Consider the following 22,593-nt stretch of genomic DNA (forward strand, 5'->3'; position numbering starts at 1 on the left):
CCTATTAGAAAATAACGATTGCTTTTCTCCTAATTGAAACGCTCATGTCACAATTTACAATAGGTCTACCATAACATGATTCCCTAAGAAGGCTTAATTAAAAATCGGATAAGAAAGCTTTAATATTTCATCCGTATGCTTTCTAACGTTTTTCACAACTGTTTCGTTCAACTTGTTGTAGAATTCATAATGACTCTGCACTGGAGTGAACGTTTTTTCCGTTTTTACCATTTGCTCGATCGCCTCTGGGAACGTATCATACACTCTTAAATGCTTCGTTGCACTAATCGCGGCACCTAGACACGCGCTACTACTTCCCATGCGTCGGTGAACAGGTAAACCAAACAAATCAGCGATAATCTGCATGATCACATCGCTCTTTGAACCGCCGCCAATGACGACAACCTCGTTCAACTCAACATCAATTTCATCTAACATCTCTTCAATGTTGTTTTTAATATTAAATGCAATCGCTTCGAGGATCGATCGATAAATATGGTACCTGGAATGTCTTTGATCGAAGCCTAGCATTATCCCTTTTCGGTACGGCTTATCAGGTGAAGCTAACCAATCTAGGATCGTAATCAACCCATCACTACCAACAGGAACTTCTTCCGCCTTACGATTCAAGAACTCTTCTTCCGAGATCCCTAACTTCTCTGATTCCGTTACAAGCTCTTCACCGATTAACTTCTTAAACCAGCTAACCGTCCATAATCCACGTCGAATACCGTTAGATTCATAGACGTATTTAAAAGGAATGGATGCAAAGGTTGGAAAAAAGTTTTTCGCGTCCTCATAATAGTTGTCTCTTAATAACATGGAAGAAATAAAGGTACCCAATGAAATCATGATTGAACTGTCGTTCTGAATACCTGATCCAAGCACTTCCACCGCTTTATCGTTCGAAGTAGCAACGACTGGAATGCCTTCGCTTAACCCAAATTCCTTTGCAAGCTCATTACGAATGGAACCGAGATTTTCACCTGGTTTCACAAGGTTAAACAGCATATCTCTTCGTAAGCCGTTCGCTTCAATTACGGCGTCATCCGTCGACCAATCTAACGTTTCACGGTCAATTGGCCAAAATACTTCCTGATTACCAGCCGTATCGTTGTATTCTCCCGTCAGCTGTAATCCTAAATAGCCAGAAGTTGTTGTCACATACTGTACGCGATCGTCTTTATGCTCATACGGTTTTGATAATCTAGCATCCATCCAGCTAATCGCTGGATGGGCTAAATCACCGTCTTCATTAAGTAAAACGCGACAGCATCGGATTGTACATAACCCGATTGCTTCGATTTCTTTCGGATTACCGTCAAAATTCGCTAAACAGTTTTTCACACCGTAATAAACACTATCCCATAAGTCATCGTCTGGGTGAATGACGACGCCTGGTTCAGGTGTTAAGGTTTCCCTTAACGCCTGTGAACCATAAGCGACTTCATTCCCTTCTAAATCAAAGATCACTACTTTTGTACTTTGTGATCCATTATCAATCCCCATGATGTATCGATTCGCCATGATTTGCCTCCTAGCCTCTAATATACTTTTTCACTTCGCTAGGTTGAGGGAAAATCGTTCCGTGGTTCATGATGCCTTTTGGATCAAACGCTTCTTTTAACTTCTCAAGCATATAGTATGCAGAACCGTGCTCTTCTTTTGTCCATTCAGAACGATACTTCCCAATACCATGGTGGTGACACATAGATCCGCCAAGCTTCAACGTTTCTTCAATAATGATTTGGTGAATCGGGTGGTGATAAATGCGCATTTCATCTTCTGGTGCACAGTTAATTGTGTAGTTGTAAACAAAATACATATTTGTTCCGTTCAGATAGCTATGAGAAGAGTGACCGCCAAGCATCGTTAGCTCATCTGCACGATCAAACTCATTTTTAATCCGTTCGATAACATTGTTATAAAGTTTCGGAATCGTCTCCCAGTCAGCCGACACTTCTGTTGTAAAACCATCATGCGTGTTGTGGTCGATCATATCCTGAATTTCACGCTCGATGCGGCTTTCATCCCAGTTCAGGTTGTTGAACCATGTTTCAATGATAGAAGAATCGACCTTTTCAATTACCCCATCCTTGAATGTTTCGACTGCTTCTTTAATCCCTGCATTCGTTGCCTCTACAATACCTTTAGGGCCTTCAGCCATAAAGATCAACACGCATTTATTATCATAGAAATGCTCAAAGTGCTGTCTTGCATCTTCTTCAGAATAAACACGCGCAACCGATGGACGATAGCCGTTCACCATCACTTCTCTTAAAATTTTAATGCCTGTTTCTACGTCTTTTACAAGGTAGCCGTGGAAATTATTATTCTCCGGTGTGTATTTAAAAATCTTCACTGTTACTTCTGTGATATAACAAAGCGCGCCTTCGTTCCCAATCGCGATGTGGCGAATATCCGGACCACCAGAACGTCTTGGAACGTTTTTAATTTTTGAAACTTGTCCTTCTGGGAATACACACTCAAGACCAACAACCATATCTTCAATCGCACCATACAAAGTGGAAAGCTGACCAATACTTCTTGTGGAAACAAGGCCACCATATTGAGCAACTGGCTTGGACTGTGGTGAGTGACCAGTCGTATAGCCCAATTTACGTAGCTCATCTTCAAGCGTTTGAAGCTTCACCCCAGACTGAACCGTAGCCTGCATGTTGTACGTATCCATTTTAATAATTTCATTCATCTTAGAACCGTCGATGACGAGCGTCGTTTCTTTCCAGTTCTCAAGTCCACCCTCAGTGCCTGTTTTCCCACTTCTAGGGATCACGTTAATATTATTTTCATTACAGAACATGAGAAGCGTTTTAACTTCTTCCGTTGAATGAGGGAACACGATCGCCAGTGGTGCTGGAACATCGAGTACATTTTTCGTTTTTGCGTATTTCTTATAGCGATCAGCTGATGCATCGTAGAGCGCCTCTTCATTTGTTACGATTTGATCCTCAGAAAGTAGAGATTTTAACTCTTCTAATAGGTTTTTCATAATTGATTCTCCTTTTTAGTTATCATTTTTAATAGATTTATCGAACGAGGTAACCACCATCGACATTAAGTAACGTTCCATTTACATAGTTAGAAGCGTCAGATGCCAAGAAAACAACTGCTCCCATGAGATCCTGAATGTTTCCCCAGCGATTCGCTGGAATGTGATCGAGTATACGCTGGTTGCTTTCTACATTCTCTCTTGTCGCCTTCGTTACGTCTGTTGCAAAATAACCCGGCGCAATGCCGTTTACTTGAATATTGTATTGAGCGAGTTCATCGCAATACGCTTTTGTAAAACCTGCTAAACCATGTTTTGTAGCAGCATAGGCCGGAGACCATTGACCCCCAAGGTACGAAAACAGTGAACAAGTGTTAATGATTTTTCCACTTTTTTGTGGAATCAATTGCTTCGCTACTTCATGTGACAGTTCAAACGGCGCATCCAAGTTAACCGACACCATTTTATCCCAATGTAATCTCGTAAACTTTGTAACGTCAGGCTCATTGATGTTAATTCCAGCGTTATTAATAAGAATATCGATTTGTCCAAAAACTTCTAAACATTCATCAACAATCGCTTTACAAAAACCGTCTTCTGTCAGATTTCCAAGCATTAAATGATAACGAACACCTTCTGCTTCAATCAGTTTCTTCGTCTGGTCATCATCTTCTGCCATACTAACCGCAAAGATGTCGGCACCAGCTTTAGCTAATGCAAGTGCAAACCCCTGCCCTATACCTGAATTGCCTCCAGTGATAATTGCAACTTTTCCTTTAAGGTTAAAAAAATCCATCGTAAAATCAGTAATTTGATTTAAATCGGGGTTCATACTCCATCTAGCCACCTTTCATAATTGTTTAACTACGTTTAGTTTAAGCCTTCAGTAGTTCAATATCAAGTATTTTAAAGAGAAATTTCTCTTTAAATGATAATTAAAGTTTTAATAAAGGAAAATTTTCTTATTAACCACGGATTAGTGTTACCTCTATAACTCCTTTTACATTAAAAACAAGAAAAAAGAGACAAACCTATTAAATCTCTAATAGGTTTATCTCGCACATTTAAACTATTTTTTTCTTATATCGTAGGTTTTTTTACTTACTCCCCATCATAATTACTTTCCGGAAGCGTATCCCAGAAAGTAGTGTCGGCTGAATCAATCGAATCATCTGCCAGTGCATTTAGACTCGCTTTCATTGCCGTAACCGCTTGTTGGATTAAATAACCATTGCTCTTCTGCCCGAGAACATAATCATCGCGATAATGATCGGCCATACCACGCATTTCAAAAAGAAGTGTTGCAATGCCATATTCAATCGCGAGTCCGTTTCGACTAATTGTTGGCGCACTTCCTCCCGGATACTTCGACAGTAGGCCATATCCTTTTGCTTCAACCGCGTTATACACAACGGATCCGAGTTCTTTAGACTGCTCCACCACTTCTGGATCAACGTCTCCGTTTGTAGGATAAAGAATAGAACCAGACACAAGCTCGCCCGTGTCGCCTAACGTTGTTTGTGTCCCCTGATGATGAAGGTCAATCATATAATCCGGCGAATATTTTTGTAGTACATTCTCGTGTAGCGCCTGTGTTTCAGGCTGCTCGCGATCCACATGATCACGGTTAAGATCAACTTCGTTTGCGTTATAGCGTGTATGCGTACCAGAAACATAGTCTTCTAAGGAAAAATTCACATCGCCTTCTGCCCCATCGACATTAAGTCGCGGTGCAATCAGCACATTCACGTTCTCAAGGATATTCTGCACGTTGTTTCCATTCGACGATAAATACTTAATCATCTCAAGAGCGCCTTCCGTCGTTAACGTTTCATTTCCGTGCTGCTGTGTTAAGAATAGAATTGTTGGATTATCTGGGTTCATGGTACCAAACTTAGCAAGGTAAAGATCTCTCCCTTTAACCGACTGACCGTACACTTCAAGCTCCAACGCTTCAGAGCGCTTATCGACTTTTTCTAAAAAGCTCACCATTTCTTCATAAGAATGCAGGCGTTCATTTTTTATCGTTTCATTGCCACCATAGTTCGGTCCATTCGGTCCGTTATCTCCCGCTAAAGCCGTATTCCCTGTTAAAAACGAACCAGACACAAGCATCGTTCCTGCTACTGTTAATGTAAGAATTTGTTTTTTCATATATATCCTCCTCTAAATCATCAATGATTGGTTGTGTTTCCGCTTATAAAACTCTGTATCTAACTGGACTATCGTTCTGTTAATGGGATGCTATCATAATCCTCAGGGTCAATTTCATAAACATCTTCGCTCACTACGCTGTCAATAATGCCATTAAGTCCAATTTCAACGGCCTTAATCAGCCTTCCTTTTTCCTTCTGACCATAGCTTTGCGTTTGACCAGTTACCTCAAACAGCACTGCGCCGCTTCCATTAAGTGCAAAAGAACCAAGTGCAGTACCAGGTAAATCAAGATTCTGTGGATACAGGCTAATATGATCAAATGGGGAATTCCCTCGTTCTTGCAGAGCGTTATAAGCAGCAACATTTAACTGCTTTGAAAAATCGCCATCATATGTATCAGCATACTCACTGTATTTCGAGCCTTCTTCACTTTCAGGATCAGGAACAAAATCCCCTGAAATCGAAAGCGTCACTTTATCATCTGTGCCTTCAACAAAATATTCGCCTTGATGATGCAAATCAACGAACACATCGACTACTCCATACTCACTCAACAACCCTTTGTAAACATCACGAACCGTTTGGGCTTCAGGAGTAATGTACCAGCCTGGATTTGAAGAGTTATTTGGAAAATCTTCAGGTTGTGGCACATAGTTAAGATTTGGATTAAAATCTCGGTTCACATCAAATCCCGGATTCGAATCATAATCCCAATATTGGTTCGTATACGTGTAGTAATTCCAAGATGGCAACGCACTAGCGAGCTGAGGGAAATCTTCCACAACTTCACTCCAGGACATATCATTTCCCCGTCTGTTTAACTCTGTCGCATCCGGGTTCACCATCGGCATGGCAACAATCGTCACTTCATTCCTGATTTTCTTTGCTTCTGGGGAATTCGAGCCAAGCTTCTGCAGTAAATTCAATAGTGCTGCCGTACCCGTTTTTTCATTTCCATGAATTTCGCTTTGTACTAAAATGACTTTGTCACCCGATCCAACTGTCGCCTTATAAATTTCACGGCCTTGATTGGAGTAACCTGCAACCTCCACATTAACCTGTCCCTGACTGCTTTTATCAATTTGCTGAAGTTTTTTACTTAGCTCCGCATGACTAATAAAACCAGAGATCGCGTATTCTTGGCTTTGCGCTTGCACTGGTTTGGCGTTCGGCGCTGCCATCGTAGGGCTAGCAAATACTGATGTCAATAACAGCGTGCTACACAACAACGTTACCTTTTTCTTTCGATTCATCTCATTCCTCCTCCGTTTTTAAAGACTCTACCACTCCGTCATTCTCGATTTCCATCTCCTTCCCTTTTAAATCTGGCGAAAACGAAACGTTTGGACTAAGGGTTATGGAGAAAATAGGTCGATTTACATGGGGGATTTTAACATCGTTATAAAAAAGAAAAGGACATTTGACGGTGATTGTGATTTTTTCAACTCCAAGCAAATTCCAATGCTTTCATCACCGTGTTCTTCTTCATTGTCATTAGGATTTGCTATCATATTGTTAATAGAAATTTTCCGATTTTACGATTTTTATTTAGTATGGAAATGATTTGTTTTTACGATTTCAGGTAGCTAAAAAGTGATGCCCATCTTTCTTTTGTCTTTCATCACATAAAGCAGATAAACGAAAGTTAATAAATGAATTTCAAAAATCCACAAAAAAACCAGGTAAACTAATCAATTAACAGATTAGCCCCTGGTTTTTCTGTATAATCTTGTAAGTTAATTTTAAAAAACGATTTCTTTTTCAGCGGGCTTTTTCTAAAACGCCCCTGAACCTCCTCCCCCACCTCCTACGCCTGATCCACCGCCACCGCTAGAACCAGCTGCTGATACGGCAGTATGTTGATCTGCTTTCTCAAAGCCTGACTGAAACGTTTCAGCTAAAAGTAGGTAAATCATCCACTCATTATTTTGTGACGTAGAAGCAAATTGAGCGGACACCTTTCGCTTTCCTGCTCCAATTTGGTATAGAAGAGCCGGAACTTGCTCATCCTGATCCCACTCTTTCCATTGATCGCTGACCTTTAGCGGCGTCACTGTTTCCATAATTCTTCTTCCCTTTTCATTTAACGGTCGGTAGGCGATGGGAAAGATGAAAAAAAAAGGAAAAGCAAACTAACCAGAAGCATCCAGAGAAACAGTTCATGATAAGCAAACAAGAAGATGCTTATGAAGGATCCAAGTGCGGCTAATCCTGAAATCCAACGGGTTTTCACTGCTTTTTCAGTCAGGTCATACTGCTTATACTCTCTCCGTACCGCTTCTTTCCAGCCTGAAAAGCTTTTTTGATATTTCTCATGATTTTTCTTCTCTTCCACATAGCTTTCCAGATCCTTCACGTGAAAGATATGACTTGAAGCAATATCATCAAATAGCCATTCGATTAATCTTCTTTCATGCTTAAAATCAGTATCTCTACTCACGAGTTCAAACTCTTCATCTGATATCTTTTTGATGTTTTCTTTTCGAACAAGTTCAAGTAATGAAGCAATAACCGCTGATGCTTTAAGATTACCTCCTGTAAGCAATAGAATCGCAGGCAAGCTCATTTCTGTATCTGGAAAGCGACCATTTCCGCTAATCTGCCGTTCAATCTCAATACCAGTCAACCTCTTTCTTCTGATTGCTTGAACGAGCAATCCAATTACAATTAGAAGCAATCCACCAACAATAACAGGAGCAACCCCACCCCAACGCTCTCTCGCCTCCCTTTCGGCAGTTACTTCCGCGTCCGTTTTCTCTTGATCAGCAAGAATGTCACCAAGCATTGGCATTTCAGCTGTCAAAGTTGCTTCTGAAAAAAGTGAGGCATCATATGCAACGCGAATATCGCCGTTTTCCTCACTCGATACTTCCCCGAGATTGAAAACGACTGTCTCCTCATCAATCGTTTCAACAGCATCATAAGCTTCATCATATCCGTACGCTGCCTTCACATCAGCAGGTTTGGGAGGTACAACCGCTATCGTCATATTTTCGTATGTCGTTTCATTGCTTTCGTCAAAAAAAGGATAATAAAACTGGGCAACATCTTCGAATCGTTCCACGCCATTAGTAATCGTATAGGCGATGTCGACAGTCACGGTTTCATCAGAGCCACCACGGTATACTTTATACACATCTCCATCTTTCTCTACCTTAAGTTCCTTCCCATTTTCAGTAGCTTGGAAGTTCTTAATTGTCGTCTTTTCTTTCGAGATAAGTCTCCTTGTGATGCCCTTAAAATCTCCATCAAATTCATACGTGTGGCTTTCTTTTACATCTACCTGACCGTCCTCGTGTAGTTGGGCAGTGATATCGGTCGCTTCAATAGAAAACTCAACCGCCCATACATTTACAGGAATGAGTAAGATAAAAAGAAAGAAGCCTAAAACTAACACCTTTTTCATAGACGTAACCTTCTTTCCTGTACATTTACACTTTTATATACGGATAAAATAGGTAAAAGTTACAAATTGATAACGGCCGGTATGAAATTGATTTAACATTTACGCAACGGTTTTCATAAAAATTACAATGCAAACGGTTGCGTAAATGTTAAAGGTTGGTATATACTATTCAAAGAAAACGCTTTAACATATTAACGATGCATTCCTTTACTACTTCACGATTCTGGTGAGGCATATAGCTTATTTCTAAAGCGTTATCACAGCTAATTCACTTTACAGACAGCTGATCGCTAACATTCGCGAGTACAGCATTTATTTTTCGAATTACATGCAAGCGATTGCATTAACTGTGCTCTTTCATCTACACGCCATACATATACAGGAGGAAATTATGCTACAAGAACAAGTTGCCACAACGAATGAAAAAAGATATCAAAAAGAATTACCAGCTCTACCTCTCACTACAATCTGGTTAATTAGCTTCGGTTTTTTAGGCGTTCAAATGGCCTTTTCATTACAAAGCGCGAATATGGGGCGCATTTTCCAAACCCTTGGGGCAGATCCTCATAATCTCGGTTTGTTCTTTATCCTACCTCCGCTTGCAGGATTAGTTGTCCAACCTCTAGTTGGTTATTTTTCCGATAGGACCTGGATTCCAGGGCTTGGTCGACGAATTCCTTATCTACTCGTTGGAGCTGTAGTTGCTGTCATTGTCATGTGTCTCTTGCCCAATTCGGGTAGTTTCGGATTTACTGCAGTAACAGCCATGACGTTTGGTGCCATCGCCATTCTATTTATGGATGTTTCATCAAACATGGCGATGCAGCCGTTTAAAATGATGGTTGGGGACATGGTGAACAAAGAACAAAAAGGATTTGCGTATTCAATCCAAAGCTTTTTATCAAATAGTGGTGCTGTGTTAGCTAGTATTTTCCCGTTTCTATTAACAATTATCGGCGTTTCGAACAGCGCGCCAAAAGGCGTCGTGCCACAATCTGTCGTCCTTTCATTTTATGTTGGTGCAGGAGTTCTCATCTTCTGTAGTATGATAACGGTATGGAAAGTAAAAGAGTATACACCAGATGAGTTCGCAGTTTATCACGGCATTTCGAAAGAATCGACGAAAGAAAAGGTAAACATTTTCAAATTACTTGGAAGCGCTCCAAAAGTATTTTGGACCGTTACACTCGTTCAATTATTCTGCTGGATGGGTTTTCAATACTTGTGGACGTATGGCACCGGTGCCATTGCGTTAAATGTTTGGAATACGAGCGATCCTTCTAGCGCAGCGTACCAAGATGCCGGGAACTGGTTTGGGATTTTAACAGCCGTTCAGTCGATTGGCGCCGTACTCTGGTCTCTCGCGTTATCCAGAATTCCAAACAATTCACGTAAATTTTATTACTCCATGAGCTTATTGTTAGGTGGGATCGGATTTGGATCTGTCTTCTTCGTGCACAATCAGTGGGCACTCGTTATTTCCTTTACGTTAATCGGAATCGCTTGGGCTGCGATGATGACCTTCCCATTCACGATCTTAACGAACGCGCTGAAAGGAAAGAATATGGGTACATATCTTGGGTTATTTAACGGTAGCATTTGTTTACCACAAATCATTGCTTCATGCTTAAGCTTTGTTTTATTCCCATTGATCGGCTCTTCTATGCCGTTTATGATCTTGCTTTCAGGTGTGTTACTTGTAGTGGGGGCGTTGTCTGTACCGGTTATTAAGGAGACGTATGCGGAGTAGATGACGCATATCTTGGATTAAGTGAGATGTAGTTAATTCTTATTCTTGCAAATAAAGAAAAACCAGATCACCTGGTTTTTCTTTAACTATGATTACTTATTAATTGAGCATTCTAAGGAGGAGTTACCGTCATAATAGTTCTACGCCATATACTGTTAAACTTATAGATATGTCAGTGTCATGTTCTTTTTCAAGTTTCCCATTCTTAACGTAACCTATCTATCACCTCATACAGAAGCAACTTATTAAAAATTACTGTTCTTTTAATTTCTGTTCTTTCTTCCATTTAATAAATTCAATCAATTCCTTATACTCACTCAAATGTATGGTTTCAATCCCGGCTTTCTTTGCTTCTTCAATAAAATGATTCCAATCGTATTCTTCATTTGAAGATTTTTTATATAAATCTTCATCATCTAGAATATTTGCGATATCAATATTTAATTCTTTTGCAATTCGCTTAATAAGATTAATAGAAGGATTGTCTTTAATATTTCTTTCCAAACTGTTCAAGTAAGATTTCGATACATTGGATCGTTCAGCTAATTCAGTTAAAGTAATTCCTTTTTCATGTCGATACTTTTTAATCTTTTCTCCAATCATACCCATCTTCACCTCTTCTTTTAATCACTAAATAACCCAACTTGAAAAATCGTTTAATTAAGACTGCATTCGGAAGTTACACACATTTAGTTGATAAAAAACCAATACAACTATTTAACAGCTTGAATATCTATATATATCTAAATTTTTTTCTTATTCACAATTCCGTTCTTCAAAAAGAACGGAAATTAGTTTATAATCATCCTAATTCCTCTATTAAGGAGATGAATAACTTTTGAAGCTATTGTACAACCTCAAACGCTCGACTCTTATACTATCCTTAATTATAATCTCGCTGATTAGTCTTTTATTGTTTTTACTCCTTCATGAAAATACCACTACTCTTTCTCTTCCACCTGGAACTGTTCAAGTTGAGTCTCAAGGAGCTAAGGGGGATGGCGTAACTGATGATACATCTGCGATTCAAAGTACGATCGATAACTTGAGTAAGAACGAAACAGGAACAGTATATTTATCATCTGGTAAAGAGTATGTTATTACATCTACCCTAACGTTAAAAGAAGGTGTACAACTTAAGCTAGGAAATAATGCTAGATTGCAGGTAAATGGTAATTTTAATGCGATCGAATTAGAAAAAGGTGCTTCAATTAAAGGCGGAGTTATAGAAATCATTAACTCATCATTTGATTCTGATGTTATTCGACTTAATGGAGAAAATAAATATTACGGAATATGGGATTCAACTGAAATTAAAGAAGTGAAAATCGTTAATTCAGTTAGTAACATACAAGGTACTGCACTTTCTCTATATGCTAGCGGGCCTTCACACTTTATCTCATTCATTAATTTTCAAGACATCTCTATTTCAGGTTTTGAAACAGGTGTTAAACTCTTAACAGAAGATCCTAAAAACGGTGAGTATAGTTGGATTAATGGCAATCGATTTCAAAACTTCTCTATGGAACATTGTGTGAACTTCATCGTATTGGAGGGAAACGTAACAATTCCTCATGAATCAAGCGGAAATCTATTTACAGATATGCAAGTACAGCTGGATAAATCTACGGAAACACTCCTAACTATTGACGGTTCCGACAACCGATTTGATGGAGTAGTATGGGATGTGCAAACGTTATCTCATTCCGAACCTATTCTGTTTCTTACAAATCAATCATATAAGAACGTTATTCAGTTCAATCTTGATCCAGAGTATATATACAATGAAGGTGAAAAAAATCAGTTGTCTTCATTTAAATAAAAGAGTTTTGTTAAGAGGGAGACTAACACATGTTAGTCTCCTATTCTATTACTCTTATATCCTCGCATGCTTTCTATAGGCATTTACGGAGTAGTGGGAAAAATACCAGATGGTCCTAATAATATTCAATTCCTGTGTTTTTCTATACGTGTTCCATGTTTTTTTTGCTGATTTCAACTTATTACCTGAATCTGATTGACTGGATTTACGGTAATAAGCAAGTTCTTCGTTTAACCTTACAGCAGTGATTCCCTTTTTCAGGATTGATAACCATAGCGCAAAGTCCTCAGTACAATTCCTAACACTAGTCATTTGAATTGGACCAACCATTTCTGAATTTAACATTACCGTAAGTGTGCCAATTATTGTGTTCTTTAATAGATATTCAAAGTCAATTTTATCTGGACCAATAACAACTCGATCTGTTTTCTCTCCGTTCTCTTTCACTATCCTATAGTTCGTAAAAGAGAACGGTAGGTCATATTCCTCCATAAAAGCTACTTGTTTACTAAGCTTTTCAGAAACCCATAAATCATCACTATCGAGAAAAGCGATATACTTACCTTTTGCCCTTCTCAACGCCTCATTCCTAGCACCTGCAGGCCCAATGTTTGTATCAAGAGTAATGTAATGAACACGAGGATCATTTACAGCTTCTTGTTTCAAAATAGAAACAGACTCATCACTTGAGCAATCATCTACAATTAATAGCTCCCAATTACTATAAGTCTGCCCTTTGACCGATGCTATTGTTTCCTCTAAAGTTTGAGCAGCGTTATAACAAGGAGTGATTATGGAAACAAGTGGTTGGATAGACTTCATTAACATTGTCCTCCTTCTTCATTGTGTTACTAAATTTGAGTAAGTGACTTTGGATTTGTTTGTTCTCCTTCACTTGCAATTACTTGCTCTTTTATTTCCTTCTCAAATTTCTTTACACCACCTGCTTGTTCTCGTTGAAGAACAACTGAAACGGTTTGGAAAAGTATCTTCATATCAAGGAGGAATGAATAGTTTCTAATGTATAGAAGATCAAATCTGAGCTTGTTATCCACTGTAGTAGAATAGTTTGAAAGAATTTGAGCAAGCCCAGTAAGTCCCGGTTTAATAGCCATGCGATAGGAATAATTAGGAATTTCATTTTTAAATTGATTGATAAAGTACTCTCTTTCTGGTCGAGGTCCAATTAGACTCATCTCACCTTTTAGCACATTAATCAATTGTGGCAATTCATCAAGTCGCGTCGACCTAATAAAGCGACCAATGTTGGTAACTCTTGGATCAGCATCACTTGCTAGTACTGGTCCAGTTTGTTTCTCAGCATCGTTTACCATACTTCTAAACTTATACAGAAAATAATGTTTTTCGCCTTCACCAAGCCGTTCTTGTTTAAATAATGCAGAACCTTTTGATGTTATTGGAATAAAAAAGAAGAGCACCAAGATGATAGGACTGCTTATTATTAATAGAACAGATGCAACCATGATATCAAATACCCTTTTTGCTAATCTTTGAGAAGAAGTCAATCCAAGCGGATTAATGGATAGAACTGGCATATCATCGATTTGTTGAAGTGATGATTGGTGAATAAACAGTTCTTCCAATTCTGGAACGATCATGATTTCTATTCCTCTTCTAGAACAAGTGCAAATAATTTCGCTCTTTTCATCTCTGGAAAGCGAAGGACAAAGTACAATAACGTCTGTTTGGCTTAAATAATAAGGAAAACTTTCTTTTTCATATGATGGAATATAATGGTTGAGTTCAAACCAGCCTTTGGAATGATTGAGCAGTTTAAAAATCGTCTCATAATCTGCTTTATCATTAGCTCCTAAAACAAGCACCCTCTTTTTACCTCTTGTACGCCTTCCAATATACCAGTAAAGACTTCTAGAACAATTGAGAAGAAGTAATTGGATTACCAATGTTGTCATCAGGGTGATCCCATTTCCATTAAGTAACGGTTGATAGATCATGGATAAAAAAAGCAGTACGGTATATGAGATAATCACCGCAATACTCACTGATAACAATAATCTCTTAATACTTTTGCGTTTCCAGTCCGCGTACAAGTTATACAGATACAAAAATGTAATAGATAGACTACATGTCATAAACCAGGCGATTGGATTCTCTACCGTTCCGAAACTCCCCCCCAAATAAACCCATCCGGAAATGAAGGTGCTTAGACTGATTAGTAACATATCTGACAACACAAGGGTAATATTTCTTAAGCGTCCAGTATGATCGTGATCCATTCCACCTTCCACCTTTCTTACTTTATTAAATAATTAATTCTTAATAAAGAACATTCAAACGAAGGTATCGCTCTAAGAGTTCGTTTTACTAACATTTTTGTGTCCATTTACATGATGAATAGAAAATACTTTTGAAATCATGTTATAAGCACGTCTTTTGAGTTTATGTTTGATCATAAATAACTTTTTTACTATATTTGAAATACTATAGTCTACTCGCTTTCCATCAAATAAGGTCAAATTACCTACTGAAGAAATCGTATGCGTTCCATCAGAGTATAAGCTATTACTTTGTGGATTAATATAAGTATACACCTCCTCATGGTACGCATTAGTCGTTAACACGTTTATTCGATTGATACTAATCCTTCCACCATATGTTAATGAACAGTCTTGCGCAGGTCGGTATAAAATACGATCTTTTTGAAAAATTGTACCGGCTGGACGACTAGATCGGACGTCCTGCTTTACTGGATTTAGAAGATGAGGTGTCCAAGGACCAAACAAATCCTTCGAATGAAAAATGTATAAATCCCTTAGAGAACCATGATCAGCATTCGTACAAAAAAGCCACCACTTGCCATCATGTTTAATAATGGTAGAGTCAACTGCAGGGAAATCTCGTATTAATACTTTTACTTTCCTCCACTCGCCTGTCTCCTTATCTAACTTGTAGATCGCAACCTCGCGCTCTTCTGAAGTTTCTGGAATGCAATAGGTTTCTTCCTTATCCTCTAGGATGAAAGGGTATGACATATGACTTGGAAGTTTTAGCACTGACTTTTCAATGGAAGAAAGTTCGCCGTGCTTTAGAGTAAACCTTGTTAAATAACCCGAAACGACCTTTTCATCTAATTCTTCCACCATTAGATAGCATTCATCGCCTTTTTTATAAGCAAATGGATCAGCATAATATAAATTATCTTCTTTTAATAGCCAGGTCACCTCTGCTTCAGAATGACTTATGAATGACTCAATTGGCTTATTACTAATCCCAACATTCCAGTATTCGTATCGGAAAAACAGATCAAATAACTTCTTGGTACGGTGCTTAATAACTTTGCCAATATAGATCAAGTAGTCTTGATTTGTAGGTGTTTGGTGATGGATTATCCTGTCATTGATCTCAACCAACATTGGTGAAAATGTATTCGTCTTTATTGTTAAACTAACCAAAGCTGCCCAGTCTGCAATCACTGTTTGAAGATGTTTTCTATTCTTAAAGTAAGAACTTGATATGGTTGAAAAAATCCCCATTTTAATTACCTCTACTCTTCGCTTACTATGACCTAACCTAACCAAATAACCTTTTGTCACGGCCTCTTCGTTATAAACTTCCCAGAACCCTTGTACTTCTCCACCGTATTTAGTAATATCACTAAATTGAAAAGCCCATACTCCATAGCGGGGAGCAGTTAAGACATCAGTTGCTAGTTGGGAACGTGTGAAACGAATAATAAAGTCCAGATTATGATCCTGAATAACTTTTAAGTCCTCAGATGAATACATAACTAAACCACCAACATCTTTTGAATCAACACATCTAACAGACATATCCGGATAGATATTTTTTAAGTGACTAAGTGCTTTCCCCCTACTTAGTACTCTATCCAATCGTTGTTCTGAAACATTGAACAGAAGATTTTTTCCTGACCTTTCTGTTTTATTATTTTTTTCAATGAGTACGAGAGATAAATTATCGTGCTTCTCACTTAACTTGTTCATACATGATAACTGCCACTTACTTAAAGAATGTGAATCGATGATAATTCCGTAATTCAAACCTTTACTATTCACCATGAAAAGAGCGCTCCTCACTATAGATTCAAATATTCATTTAGTGTTAACTTAGTCATGTTCTCAGAAGTAAACTGACTTTCCACCTTAATTCGCCCACTTCTAGAAAAAGAATCCCGAACCATGTCATTAGCTCTCATCTCCATGATTTTTTCAATAAATGCTTGAACAGAATAGCTCGATATTAGGAATCCAGTTTCGTTATCATCAATCGCTTCACTTATCCCGCCAGTATTCACAGAAATAATAGGCGTACCTACTGCCATTGCCTCCAGTAATACCATTGGAAATACCTCTCGATGGGAGGTTAATAACAAGACATCCATATCCGCGATGAATTTCTCTGGGTCATTCACTTCCCCAAGTAGCACAACCCTGTCTGTTAAGTCGTATTCTTTTATAATTGCTTTAATTCTACTAAGCTCCGGTCCGTTACCTGCAATATGGAACATCAATCCTGAAACATCTTTTAAAGATTTGGCAATATCTAGAAATAATTTGTGGTTTTTTTCTTCCGACAGTCTCCCGAGTATGCCGATATGAAAAACCGATTTTTCACTATTTTTCTGGTGGTAGGAAAACTGACTTAAGTCAACACCATTGTGGATTGTTATCACTTTCTCAGGTTTAACCCCTACCCTAAGAAGATTCTCCCTTTCATGATCGCTTACAGTAATCACTCGATTAATAGAAGAATTGAGAAGCCGAGCTAGTAATCTCTTGTTATGCTTTTCGAAAAAAGTAACATTATGCTTAGTGTAGATAATTTTCAACTTCTTACGAACCATCATTTTGATACCAATAGCATAGAACACCATTCTTAAGCTATTGGCATGAATAACATCAATTTCTCGCTTTTTCACTTCACGACACAGTCTTACCAGATTGACTAAGTGTCTTTTACGGGTCAATGGTATGAAGTTTGTCCTGTTACGAATCTTTTCGATCAGCTCTCCACCTGCAGCTGCTGTAAAAAAGCTAGCATCCTTACTGAATTCTTTCTCTAGCAAATTCTCCAGTTTACAAAAATAAATTTCTGCTCCACCCATGATTAATTTATCGGTCATTAGTAATATTCTCAACTTCCTTCACGCCCTTCCATTGAACTATAAGATATCTGATAATCAATGGGCTTTAATAACTTAGTATCGTTCGATCGCACTTTATGAGTAAGCAATACTGATACCACTGCTAAATACATAAATATCATTTCATTAATAATGAGAGACAAAGACATCATCTGGAATACAATTCCAATCAGCGCAAGGATTAAATAAGTGTTTGGTTTCACCAAAGGATGTTTTATGAGAGACACTCCTACAGTAAAGAGGAATATTACAAAAAGAAGAAATCCAAATATCCCTGATTCTGATAAAATATCGAGAAACATATTATGAACTTGAATGTTCTCCCCATGATAAAATTCATTATAATCAGGAAAATTATAAGCACCTATACCTATTAAGAAATGCGAGGTGAAATAATCCCAGGCGCGTTCCCATAAAACAAAACGTCCGCTTCCGCCATCATTAGAGAAATCTGAAATTCGTGACTCAATAATTCCTAGCACGTCGAATTTTAAGTAATAAATAAGAATATAACCAAATAGAAGAGTTGATGTAATAAAACCAAACAGCAATTTCATCTGTGCAATTGGATTATTCATTACAAAATATAGAGCAACAATTAGGAACATAGCAAGAAGTCCGCCCCTAGAAAAAGTAAGGAAGTTTGTAAGTATACATAGAAGCAACCCAACTTTATTGATCGAACCTTTCCGATTACAAAGAAAATATGTGAAAAATAGTGTGTTATAAAAAATATAGAAATTTGGATCAGGGACACTCCCGATTAACCTGGGATAATCTCGATCAAGCATAAGGCCAAAAGATCTTACTCGGTCTCCTTGGAATTGAAAACCTAGGCTCGCCATCCCAATTACATATAATCCAAGACTAGTTAGGTTAAACAAAATTCCAGCAATGGCAATGGAGCGTTCAATGATATTCCTAGTAACACCTTCCATAGCAAATTTCATAATGAAATAACAGACGATAAGAATGGAAAAACCAAGCAAAATTCGAATACTAGATGCAGGATATCTCGAAAAAGCACCTGTGTAGCAATAAAAAAGATAGAAAAGAATAAGAAACACTTCAAACCAATACAGTTTTCTAATTTGAAAGGTTGATAAGTGGAAAAGTAGATAAATGAGCAAAAAAATCATAAATGGCTTAATTGAAAAACCTATATAAAGATTAAAATTTGTTAATGTAACAAGAAAAAACATGATGATTAACATATACTGTTTTTTTAGGTCGCTACTTTTATAATCCACCCCCAGCCTCCCTAGATTTTCCGACATTTCCTCTTGCAAATGATTTTCTTAAAGATTTGATTTTAGCTAACCCTTGATGACTTAGTTCCTTATCTAATAAGACTAGAATCACCAACAAAATAGCATGAACCATGACTGCTGCGATTGGATAATCTTTAAGAACATTCTCTAAAGTTACAAGACAAACGGTGAAATAACACAGATAAGGTATAAGAACCCTTCTGGCAATAACATTACGATTAGGATTTAACAACCAGAATCCGAATAGAGCCATTCCCTCAATCAGGACACCAGCATAACTAGCACCCATGACTCCTATAGACTTACTCATATAAAAGTAGAGAAAAATGCCTGCTATCACTGATATCGACTGAATAAGAGTCCTTTTGTTCTGTCGCCCCATTGACGTCAAGCCGTCTGCCAGTGCAATCCCCATGCTTTGAAAGATCAACATTAACGAAAGAACCTTCAACAACCCAGCTGCAAATATCCATTCCTCTCCAAATAACAATTGAATAATCAGATCTGACATATAATAAAAAGGAATAGCTACGCCCATACCAATTAATGCCATGATTTTCACTTGTAAAATATTCAAGTTCAGATGTTTATTTAGTTCTTTGCTATTGAAGTATCTGAATAGGACGGGAAAGAAGGCCCCTGCTACCACATTTGGTAACTGGTTTAATGCTTGTGGTATACGGTATGCTACTGCAAAGAACCCAACCTGCTTTAAAGTTACTGTCTTTTCTAGAATAATTGGGCCTAATTGAGGTAGTAAAACAAACAAAAGCCCACTAAGAAGAAACGACCAGAGTTGGAATAAAAGCCCTTTATGAAAAATGGATTTTAAATTGATTTTGATATGGCGATGAACAAGTACAATGGCACAAGCCCCCGCCAGGAAATAGGAGAAGCCATACAAGAAACTAATTACAAAAGGATGTAGTGACAACGCCATTCCTATAACAATGGTGATAATTAAACAAATCGATGAAAGCATTCGAATGAATCCAGCATACTGCATCTTTTCTACTAATTGAAAATAGGTAGTTCCAATTCCTTGCATCGCCACCCCCATTACCATCGGAATAACAAGATAGTAGGCAGTACGAATTAACTCTTCATTTGTATTTGTAAAGTGAATTACCATAAAACCCAAAATGAAGGTAATTCCTAGCAATAATATCCTTAATTTGATGTAAGAAGAGATAACAGACTGAACCGAAGTTTTCTTTTTCGATCCTTCTCTTAAAACAATTTCGCTTAAGCCAGAATCAGTGAAATAGCTCATAATCATCGCAAAAGCTAATGCTACACTCAATAATCCATAGCTTTGAGATTCAAGGTAGTTTGCTAGAATAATAAGGGCAAGTGCATTAAATACACTCGATAGCACTGTACTGTAAAACATGTGTATGACGTTAAGTCCTATTGAGTTTTTTTTTCCGTTCATAACCTCACCTATTTTCAGTTTATCTGGTAAATAGCCCCCAGGATCCGATTATTGGCTCTTTCAACATCTTTTTTCAATAATGATATCTCTTCATTTGTTGTAAGCTGCTTTTTCACAACTAACACCACTCCATCACAAATCTTCATTAAATCATGAGCCTCTGAAGATTTGGTTAGAGAAGGAGCATCATATAGCACTAGATCATATTGTCGCTTCCACTTGTCTCGAATATTTTGGAAACGATCTGAAAGCGAACTTCGAAATGATTCATAAGATATTGATCCAGCTGTCATAATTGTTAAATAAGGAATCTTTGTCTTCAAAATACAATTGTGAGTAATCATCGGATTTCCAATAACATCAGTGAATCCTAAGTTGTTTTCTACCTGAAATAGGTGATGAAGATGGGGGGAACGAAAATCTGTATCCACGAGCAATACTTTTTTACCTTGTTCGGCAAAAGCAGCCGCAAGTTTAACAGTGATTAACGACTTCTTTTTATTTTGGACAGAGGAAGTGATCATGAGGAATTTTGCATCATTAGTGGAAGCCATCGTATGTTCAAGATTTCTGCAAGCTAAGCGAATTTGTTCTGTACTCTCATACATTTCACTTAATTGCTTGTAAATTTTTGTCTTTCTCTCCCTTTTTACGACCATTATTTTGCCCCCTTTCTGACTTACTACTTATAAACCTTTCCTTAATCCAGAAAGATACATATCTTTTTTTCTTTATGTCTACCTGCCCTAGAATAGCTAATCCATGATGAATTTCAATCTCCTTCGACTCTTTAATCGTTGGATCAAAGCTCTCTTTAACAATTGCAGCACCAATTCCTAAAAAAAGACCAATAATACAACCAATAATACTACCAAGTAATTTATTCGAGTTCGTTACCAAAGTACTATCTTCACTTAAAACTTGAACTTCTTTGAATTTAAGTACTGAATCCATTTTATCCACAGATGTCGTTGCCACATCTTGCGTCACATTCTTAACTATTTTTGGATTATCACCAGTGACCGTAATTTTAATGATTTGAGATTCTTTAGTATTGGTAACAACAAGATTGTCTTTTAAATCATATTTACCTATGTTATTTTTTTGGAGTACTGTATTCATAACCATCGGACTCGTAATAAAATCAATTGAAGAAGCTACCATTCGATTGATTTTTTGATTCTCTTCATAGTAATCTTTAGAATCATTATCTAAGTTCCCAATTAATATATACTCATTGGCTTCATAGGAAGGTTGCACAAAATAATATACACTTAGTAACGTGACCATCGAAATACTCATGGCCACGATTAAAATGGTCACTATTCGTCTCCGTAATATACTTACTAGTTTCTTCAGCGTTACGCCTTCTTCTACCATTATGCCACCCTCCAAACATTCAACTTTAATTAAAGTAGTTCATCATGATTGCCACTTTATTGTATGGAATTAAACATCCCACACCCTGGATGTTCATTATAAAGAACAACATGGTGCGTCTTACCCTTACTTGAAGTCTACTGTACCCACTACGAAATTCTTTCGACTTTAGGAGACTTGCTTGATTGTAAAAGTATTGAACTTTTCAACAAACGCTTCCTCAAAAATGTTGTCATTGGTTTTTCAACAAAAAGATAAATCCAAACACATGATACTGTTGTTAAAGAAATAATCAAGGTTAAGAATACAAAAAACCAATCTGCTCATAAATTCGGAACTTTGCAAAAAGCAGCAGAAAAAATTGGATGACTGGACCATGACAAATATATATTGAATAAGAAGCATCGCCAAGTAATGAAAGTTTAGATGGAATTTCCCTATTTGTCTTAAGGTCCATTGTCGCTATTCCTAAAATTATCAACAAAGAAAACACAGAATACGTGAATAGTAATTCATGTCCTAGAACTTTGTTAACATTCATTACCCAGAGAAACAAAAAGCCAAGTATTCCTGCGATGACGAGTACCTTTTCAAATCGAATATTGAAGTGAAGAACCAAATAAGCTACAAAGCAACCTGAATAGATTTCCAAATGATTAAAACTGAGAAAAAAGGATTCATGCTTCGTAAAGAATTGGGTAAACAATATCATTGTGAGCCAGATCGGGACAACATACTTTATTATCTTTGGTTGATACAAGTACGCAGCAAAAATAAGATAGAAAAATAGAATGAAGCTAAGAGACCAGGTTACGGCAAGTATTGGATCAGTTGTAAACAAGAATACGTTTTTGACAAATGTTAAACTTGTTAAAGGAGGCCCCGAATCCAACGTTGGAACTAACAAAAATAAACCAATTGTAGCCAATAACATTAACCAGTACAAAGGAAATATTCTTATTACTCGTTTTAACAAGAATTCTCTTGCTTTGAAAGGATTTCCTCTGTTTTTGTGATATATATAATAAATCATAAAACCACTAACAACAAAGAAAAAATCCACACCACCTGTTCGATCCCACTGAGCAATGTTGAACCAATCGTAGTCAAACTGTTTGTAAAACAACCCGTTCGCGTGACCGATTAAGACAAAGAGAATGGCAACGGCTCTGGAAATTTGCACCAATGATAACTTGTTTTTATTAGCTCTCAACTCCCC

At 37.5% G+C, this 22,593-nt stretch carries 19 protein-coding genes; 2 read left to right on the top strand and 17 right to left on the bottom strand.

Annotated elements, in window-relative coordinates:
* Positions 1–93: 93 nt before the first annotated feature.
* The 7 genes from AC0VYH_RS20120 to AC0VYH_RS20150 all read right to left on the bottom strand — a co-directional run bounded on the left by AC0VYH_RS20120 (position 94) and on the right by AC0VYH_RS20150 (position 8,573).
* Positions 94–1,527 (bottom strand): FGGY-family carbohydrate kinase, encoded by a 1,434-nt coding sequence (locus AC0VYH_RS20120; protein WP_475372995.1) that lies wholly within the window; start codon positions 1,525–1,527, stop codon positions 94–96.
* A 10-nt stretch (positions 1,528–1,537) separates the two neighbouring features.
* On the bottom strand, positions 1,538–3,010 hold the full coding sequence (locus AC0VYH_RS20125; protein ID WP_475372996.1) for an FAD-binding oxidoreductase: 1,473 nt from the start codon (positions 3,008–3,010) through the stop codon (positions 1,538–1,540).
* Positions 3,011–3,047: 37 nt separating this feature from the next.
* Positions 3,048–3,842 (bottom strand): SDR family oxidoreductase, encoded by a 795-nt coding sequence (locus tag AC0VYH_RS20130; RefSeq protein WP_475372997.1) that lies wholly within the window; start codon positions 3,840–3,842, stop codon positions 3,048–3,050.
* Positions 3,843–4,111: 269 nt separating this feature from the next.
* Positions 4,112–5,164, bottom strand: coding sequence for a M14 family metallopeptidase (locus AC0VYH_RS20135; protein ID WP_475372998.1), 1,053 nt, complete (start codon positions 5,162–5,164; stop codon positions 4,112–4,114).
* A gap of 68 nt (positions 5,165–5,232) precedes the next feature.
* Positions 5,233–6,420, bottom strand: a complete 1,188-nt coding sequence (locus AC0VYH_RS20140) for a M14 family zinc carboxypeptidase (protein WP_475372999.1) — start codon at positions 6,418–6,420, stop codon at positions 5,233–5,235.
* A 522-nt stretch (positions 6,421–6,942) separates the two neighbouring features.
* Complete coding sequence (locus AC0VYH_RS20145) at positions 6,943–7,230, bottom strand: hypothetical protein (protein ID WP_475373000.1); 288 nt, start codon at positions 7,228–7,230, stop codon at positions 6,943–6,945.
* Between the two features lie 20 nt (positions 7,231–7,250).
* Entirely contained in the window at positions 7,251–8,573 is a 1,323-nt protein-coding gene (locus tag AC0VYH_RS20150; RefSeq protein WP_475373001.1) for a DUF2207 domain-containing protein, read from the bottom strand.
* 391 nt (positions 8,574–8,964) lie between these two features.
* On the opposite strand from AC0VYH_RS20150, the gene AC0VYH_RS20155 reads away from it, so the two are divergent.
* Positions 8,965–10,323 (top strand): SLC45 family MFS transporter, encoded by a 1,359-nt coding sequence (locus AC0VYH_RS20155; protein WP_475373002.1) that lies wholly within the window; start codon positions 8,965–8,967, stop codon positions 10,321–10,323.
* Positions 10,324–10,575: 252 nt separating this feature from the next.
* On the opposite strand, the gene AC0VYH_RS20160 is transcribed toward AC0VYH_RS20155, so the two are convergent.
* The gene (locus AC0VYH_RS20160; RefSeq protein ID WP_475373003.1) at positions 10,576–10,926 is read right to left on the bottom strand and encodes a helix-turn-helix domain-containing protein; all 351 of its coding nucleotides are present in this window, start codon (positions 10,924–10,926) and stop codon (positions 10,576–10,578) included.
* Between the two features lie 235 nt (positions 10,927–11,161).
* On the opposite strand from AC0VYH_RS20160, the gene AC0VYH_RS20165 reads away from it, so the two are divergent.
* Positions 11,162–12,145 carry a glycosyl hydrolase family 28-related protein gene (locus tag AC0VYH_RS20165; protein ID WP_475373004.1) on the top strand — a complete coding sequence of 328 codons (984 nt, stop codon included), beginning with the start codon at positions 11,162–11,164 and terminating at the stop codon, positions 12,143–12,145.
* A gap of 54 nt (positions 12,146–12,199) precedes the next feature.
* Here AC0VYH_RS20165 and AC0VYH_RS20170 read toward each other — a convergent pair whose 3' ends face one another.
* The 9 genes from AC0VYH_RS20170 to AC0VYH_RS20210 all read right to left on the bottom strand — a co-directional run bounded on the left by AC0VYH_RS20170 (position 12,200) and on the right by AC0VYH_RS20210 (position 22,587).
* A complete protein-coding gene (locus AC0VYH_RS20170; RefSeq protein ID WP_475373005.1) occupies positions 12,200–12,967 on the bottom strand; it encodes a glycosyltransferase family 2 protein in 768 nt (255 codons plus the stop codon).
* 29 nt (positions 12,968–12,996) lie between these two features.
* Positions 12,997–14,403 (bottom strand): sugar transferase, encoded by a 1,407-nt coding sequence (locus AC0VYH_RS20175; protein ID WP_475373006.1) that lies wholly within the window; start codon positions 14,401–14,403, stop codon positions 12,997–12,999.
* 72 nt (positions 14,404–14,475) lie between these two features.
* On the bottom strand, positions 14,476–16,203 hold the full coding sequence (locus AC0VYH_RS20180; RefSeq protein ID WP_475373007.1) for a glucosamine inositolphosphorylceramide transferase family protein: 1,728 nt from the start codon (positions 16,201–16,203) through the stop codon (positions 14,476–14,478).
* Between the two features lie 17 nt (positions 16,204–16,220).
* Positions 16,221–17,282 carry a glycosyltransferase family 4 protein gene (locus AC0VYH_RS20185; RefSeq protein ID WP_475373008.1) on the bottom strand — a complete coding sequence of 354 codons (1,062 nt, stop codon included), beginning with the start codon at positions 17,280–17,282 and terminating at the stop codon, positions 16,221–16,223.
* Positions 17,279–18,538 (bottom strand): O-antigen ligase family protein, encoded by a 1,260-nt coding sequence (locus AC0VYH_RS20190; RefSeq protein WP_475373009.1) that lies wholly within the window; start codon positions 18,536–18,538, stop codon positions 17,279–17,281. Before AC0VYH_RS20190 ends, AC0VYH_RS20185 begins: the two co-directional genes overlap by 4 nt.
* On the bottom strand, positions 18,528–19,994 hold the full coding sequence (locus AC0VYH_RS20195; RefSeq protein ID WP_475373010.1) for an oligosaccharide flippase family protein: 1,467 nt from the start codon (positions 19,992–19,994) through the stop codon (positions 18,528–18,530). Before AC0VYH_RS20195 ends, AC0VYH_RS20190 begins: the two co-directional genes overlap by 11 nt.
* Before the next feature lie 14 nt (positions 19,995–20,008).
* Positions 20,009–20,653: a CpsD/CapB family tyrosine-protein kinase gene (locus AC0VYH_RS20200; protein ID WP_283153433.1), complete on the bottom strand. Its 645-nt coding sequence runs from the start codon at positions 20,651–20,653 to the stop codon at positions 20,009–20,011.
* Positions 20,604–21,374 carry a YveK family protein gene (locus AC0VYH_RS20205; RefSeq protein ID WP_475373011.1) on the bottom strand — a complete coding sequence of 257 codons (771 nt, stop codon included), beginning with the start codon at positions 21,372–21,374 and terminating at the stop codon, positions 20,604–20,606. The genes AC0VYH_RS20200 and AC0VYH_RS20205 overlap by 50 nt, the downstream gene beginning before the upstream one ends.
* A gap of 298 nt (positions 21,375–21,672) precedes the next feature.
* On the bottom strand, positions 21,673–22,587 hold the full coding sequence (locus AC0VYH_RS20210) for an acyltransferase family protein (protein ID WP_475373012.1): 915 nt from the start codon (positions 22,585–22,587) through the stop codon (positions 21,673–21,675).
* Between the last annotated feature and the right edge of the window lie 6 nt (positions 22,588–22,593).

This window comes from Anaerobacillus sp. QJM3NY_32 (assembly GCF_056173645.1).

Excerpts from the sequence above, each read along its gene's own strand:
- AC0VYH_RS20120 (WP_475372995.1), bottom strand. The coding sequence starts at position 1,527 with ATGGCGAATCGATACATCATGGGGATTGATAATGGATCACAAAGTACA.
- AC0VYH_RS20125 (WP_475372996.1), bottom strand. The coding sequence starts at position 3,010 with ATGAAAAACCTATTAGAAGAGTTAAAATCTCTACTTTCTGAGGATCAA.
- AC0VYH_RS20130 (WP_475372997.1), bottom strand. The coding sequence starts at position 3,842 with ATGAACCCCGATTTAAATCAAATTACTGATTTTACGATGGATTTTTTT.
- AC0VYH_RS20135 (WP_475372998.1), bottom strand. The coding sequence starts at position 5,164 with ATGAAAAAACAAATTCTTACATTAACAGTAGCAGGAACGATGCTTGTG.
- AC0VYH_RS20140 (WP_475372999.1), bottom strand. The coding sequence starts at position 6,420 with ATGAATCGAAAGAAAAAGGTAACGTTGTTGTGTAGCACGCTGTTATTG.
- AC0VYH_RS20145 (WP_475373000.1), bottom strand. The coding sequence starts at position 7,230 with ATGGAAACAGTGACGCCGCTAAAGGTCAGCGATCAATGGAAAGAGTGG.
- AC0VYH_RS20150 (WP_475373001.1), bottom strand. The coding sequence starts at position 8,573 with ATGAAAAAGGTGTTAGTTTTAGGCTTCTTTCTTTTTATCTTACTCATT.
- AC0VYH_RS20155 (WP_475373002.1), top strand. The coding sequence starts at position 8,965 with ATGCTACAAGAACAAGTTGCCACAACGAATGAAAAAAGATATCAAAAA.
- AC0VYH_RS20160 (WP_475373003.1), bottom strand. The coding sequence starts at position 10,926 with ATGATTGGAGAAAAGATTAAAAAGTATCGACATGAAAAAGGAATTACT.
- AC0VYH_RS20170 (WP_475373005.1), bottom strand. The coding sequence starts at position 12,967 with ATGAAGTCTATCCAACCACTTGTTTCCATAATCACTCCTTGTTATAAC.
- AC0VYH_RS20175 (WP_475373006.1), bottom strand. The coding sequence starts at position 14,403 with ATGGATCACGATCATACTGGACGCTTAAGAAATATTACCCTTGTGTTG.
- AC0VYH_RS20180 (WP_475373007.1), bottom strand. The coding sequence starts at position 16,203 with ATGGTGAATAGTAAAGGTTTGAATTACGGAATTATCATCGATTCACAT.
- AC0VYH_RS20195 (WP_475373010.1), bottom strand. The coding sequence starts at position 19,994 with ATGAACGGAAAAAAAAACTCAATAGGACTTAACGTCATACACATGTTT.
- AC0VYH_RS20200 (WP_283153433.1), bottom strand. The coding sequence starts at position 20,653 with ATGGTCGTAAAAAGGGAGAGAAAGACAAAAATTTACAAGCAATTAAGT.
- AC0VYH_RS20205 (WP_475373011.1), bottom strand. The coding sequence starts at position 21,374 with ATGGTAGAAGAAGGCGTAACGCTGAAGAAACTAGTAAGTATATTACGG.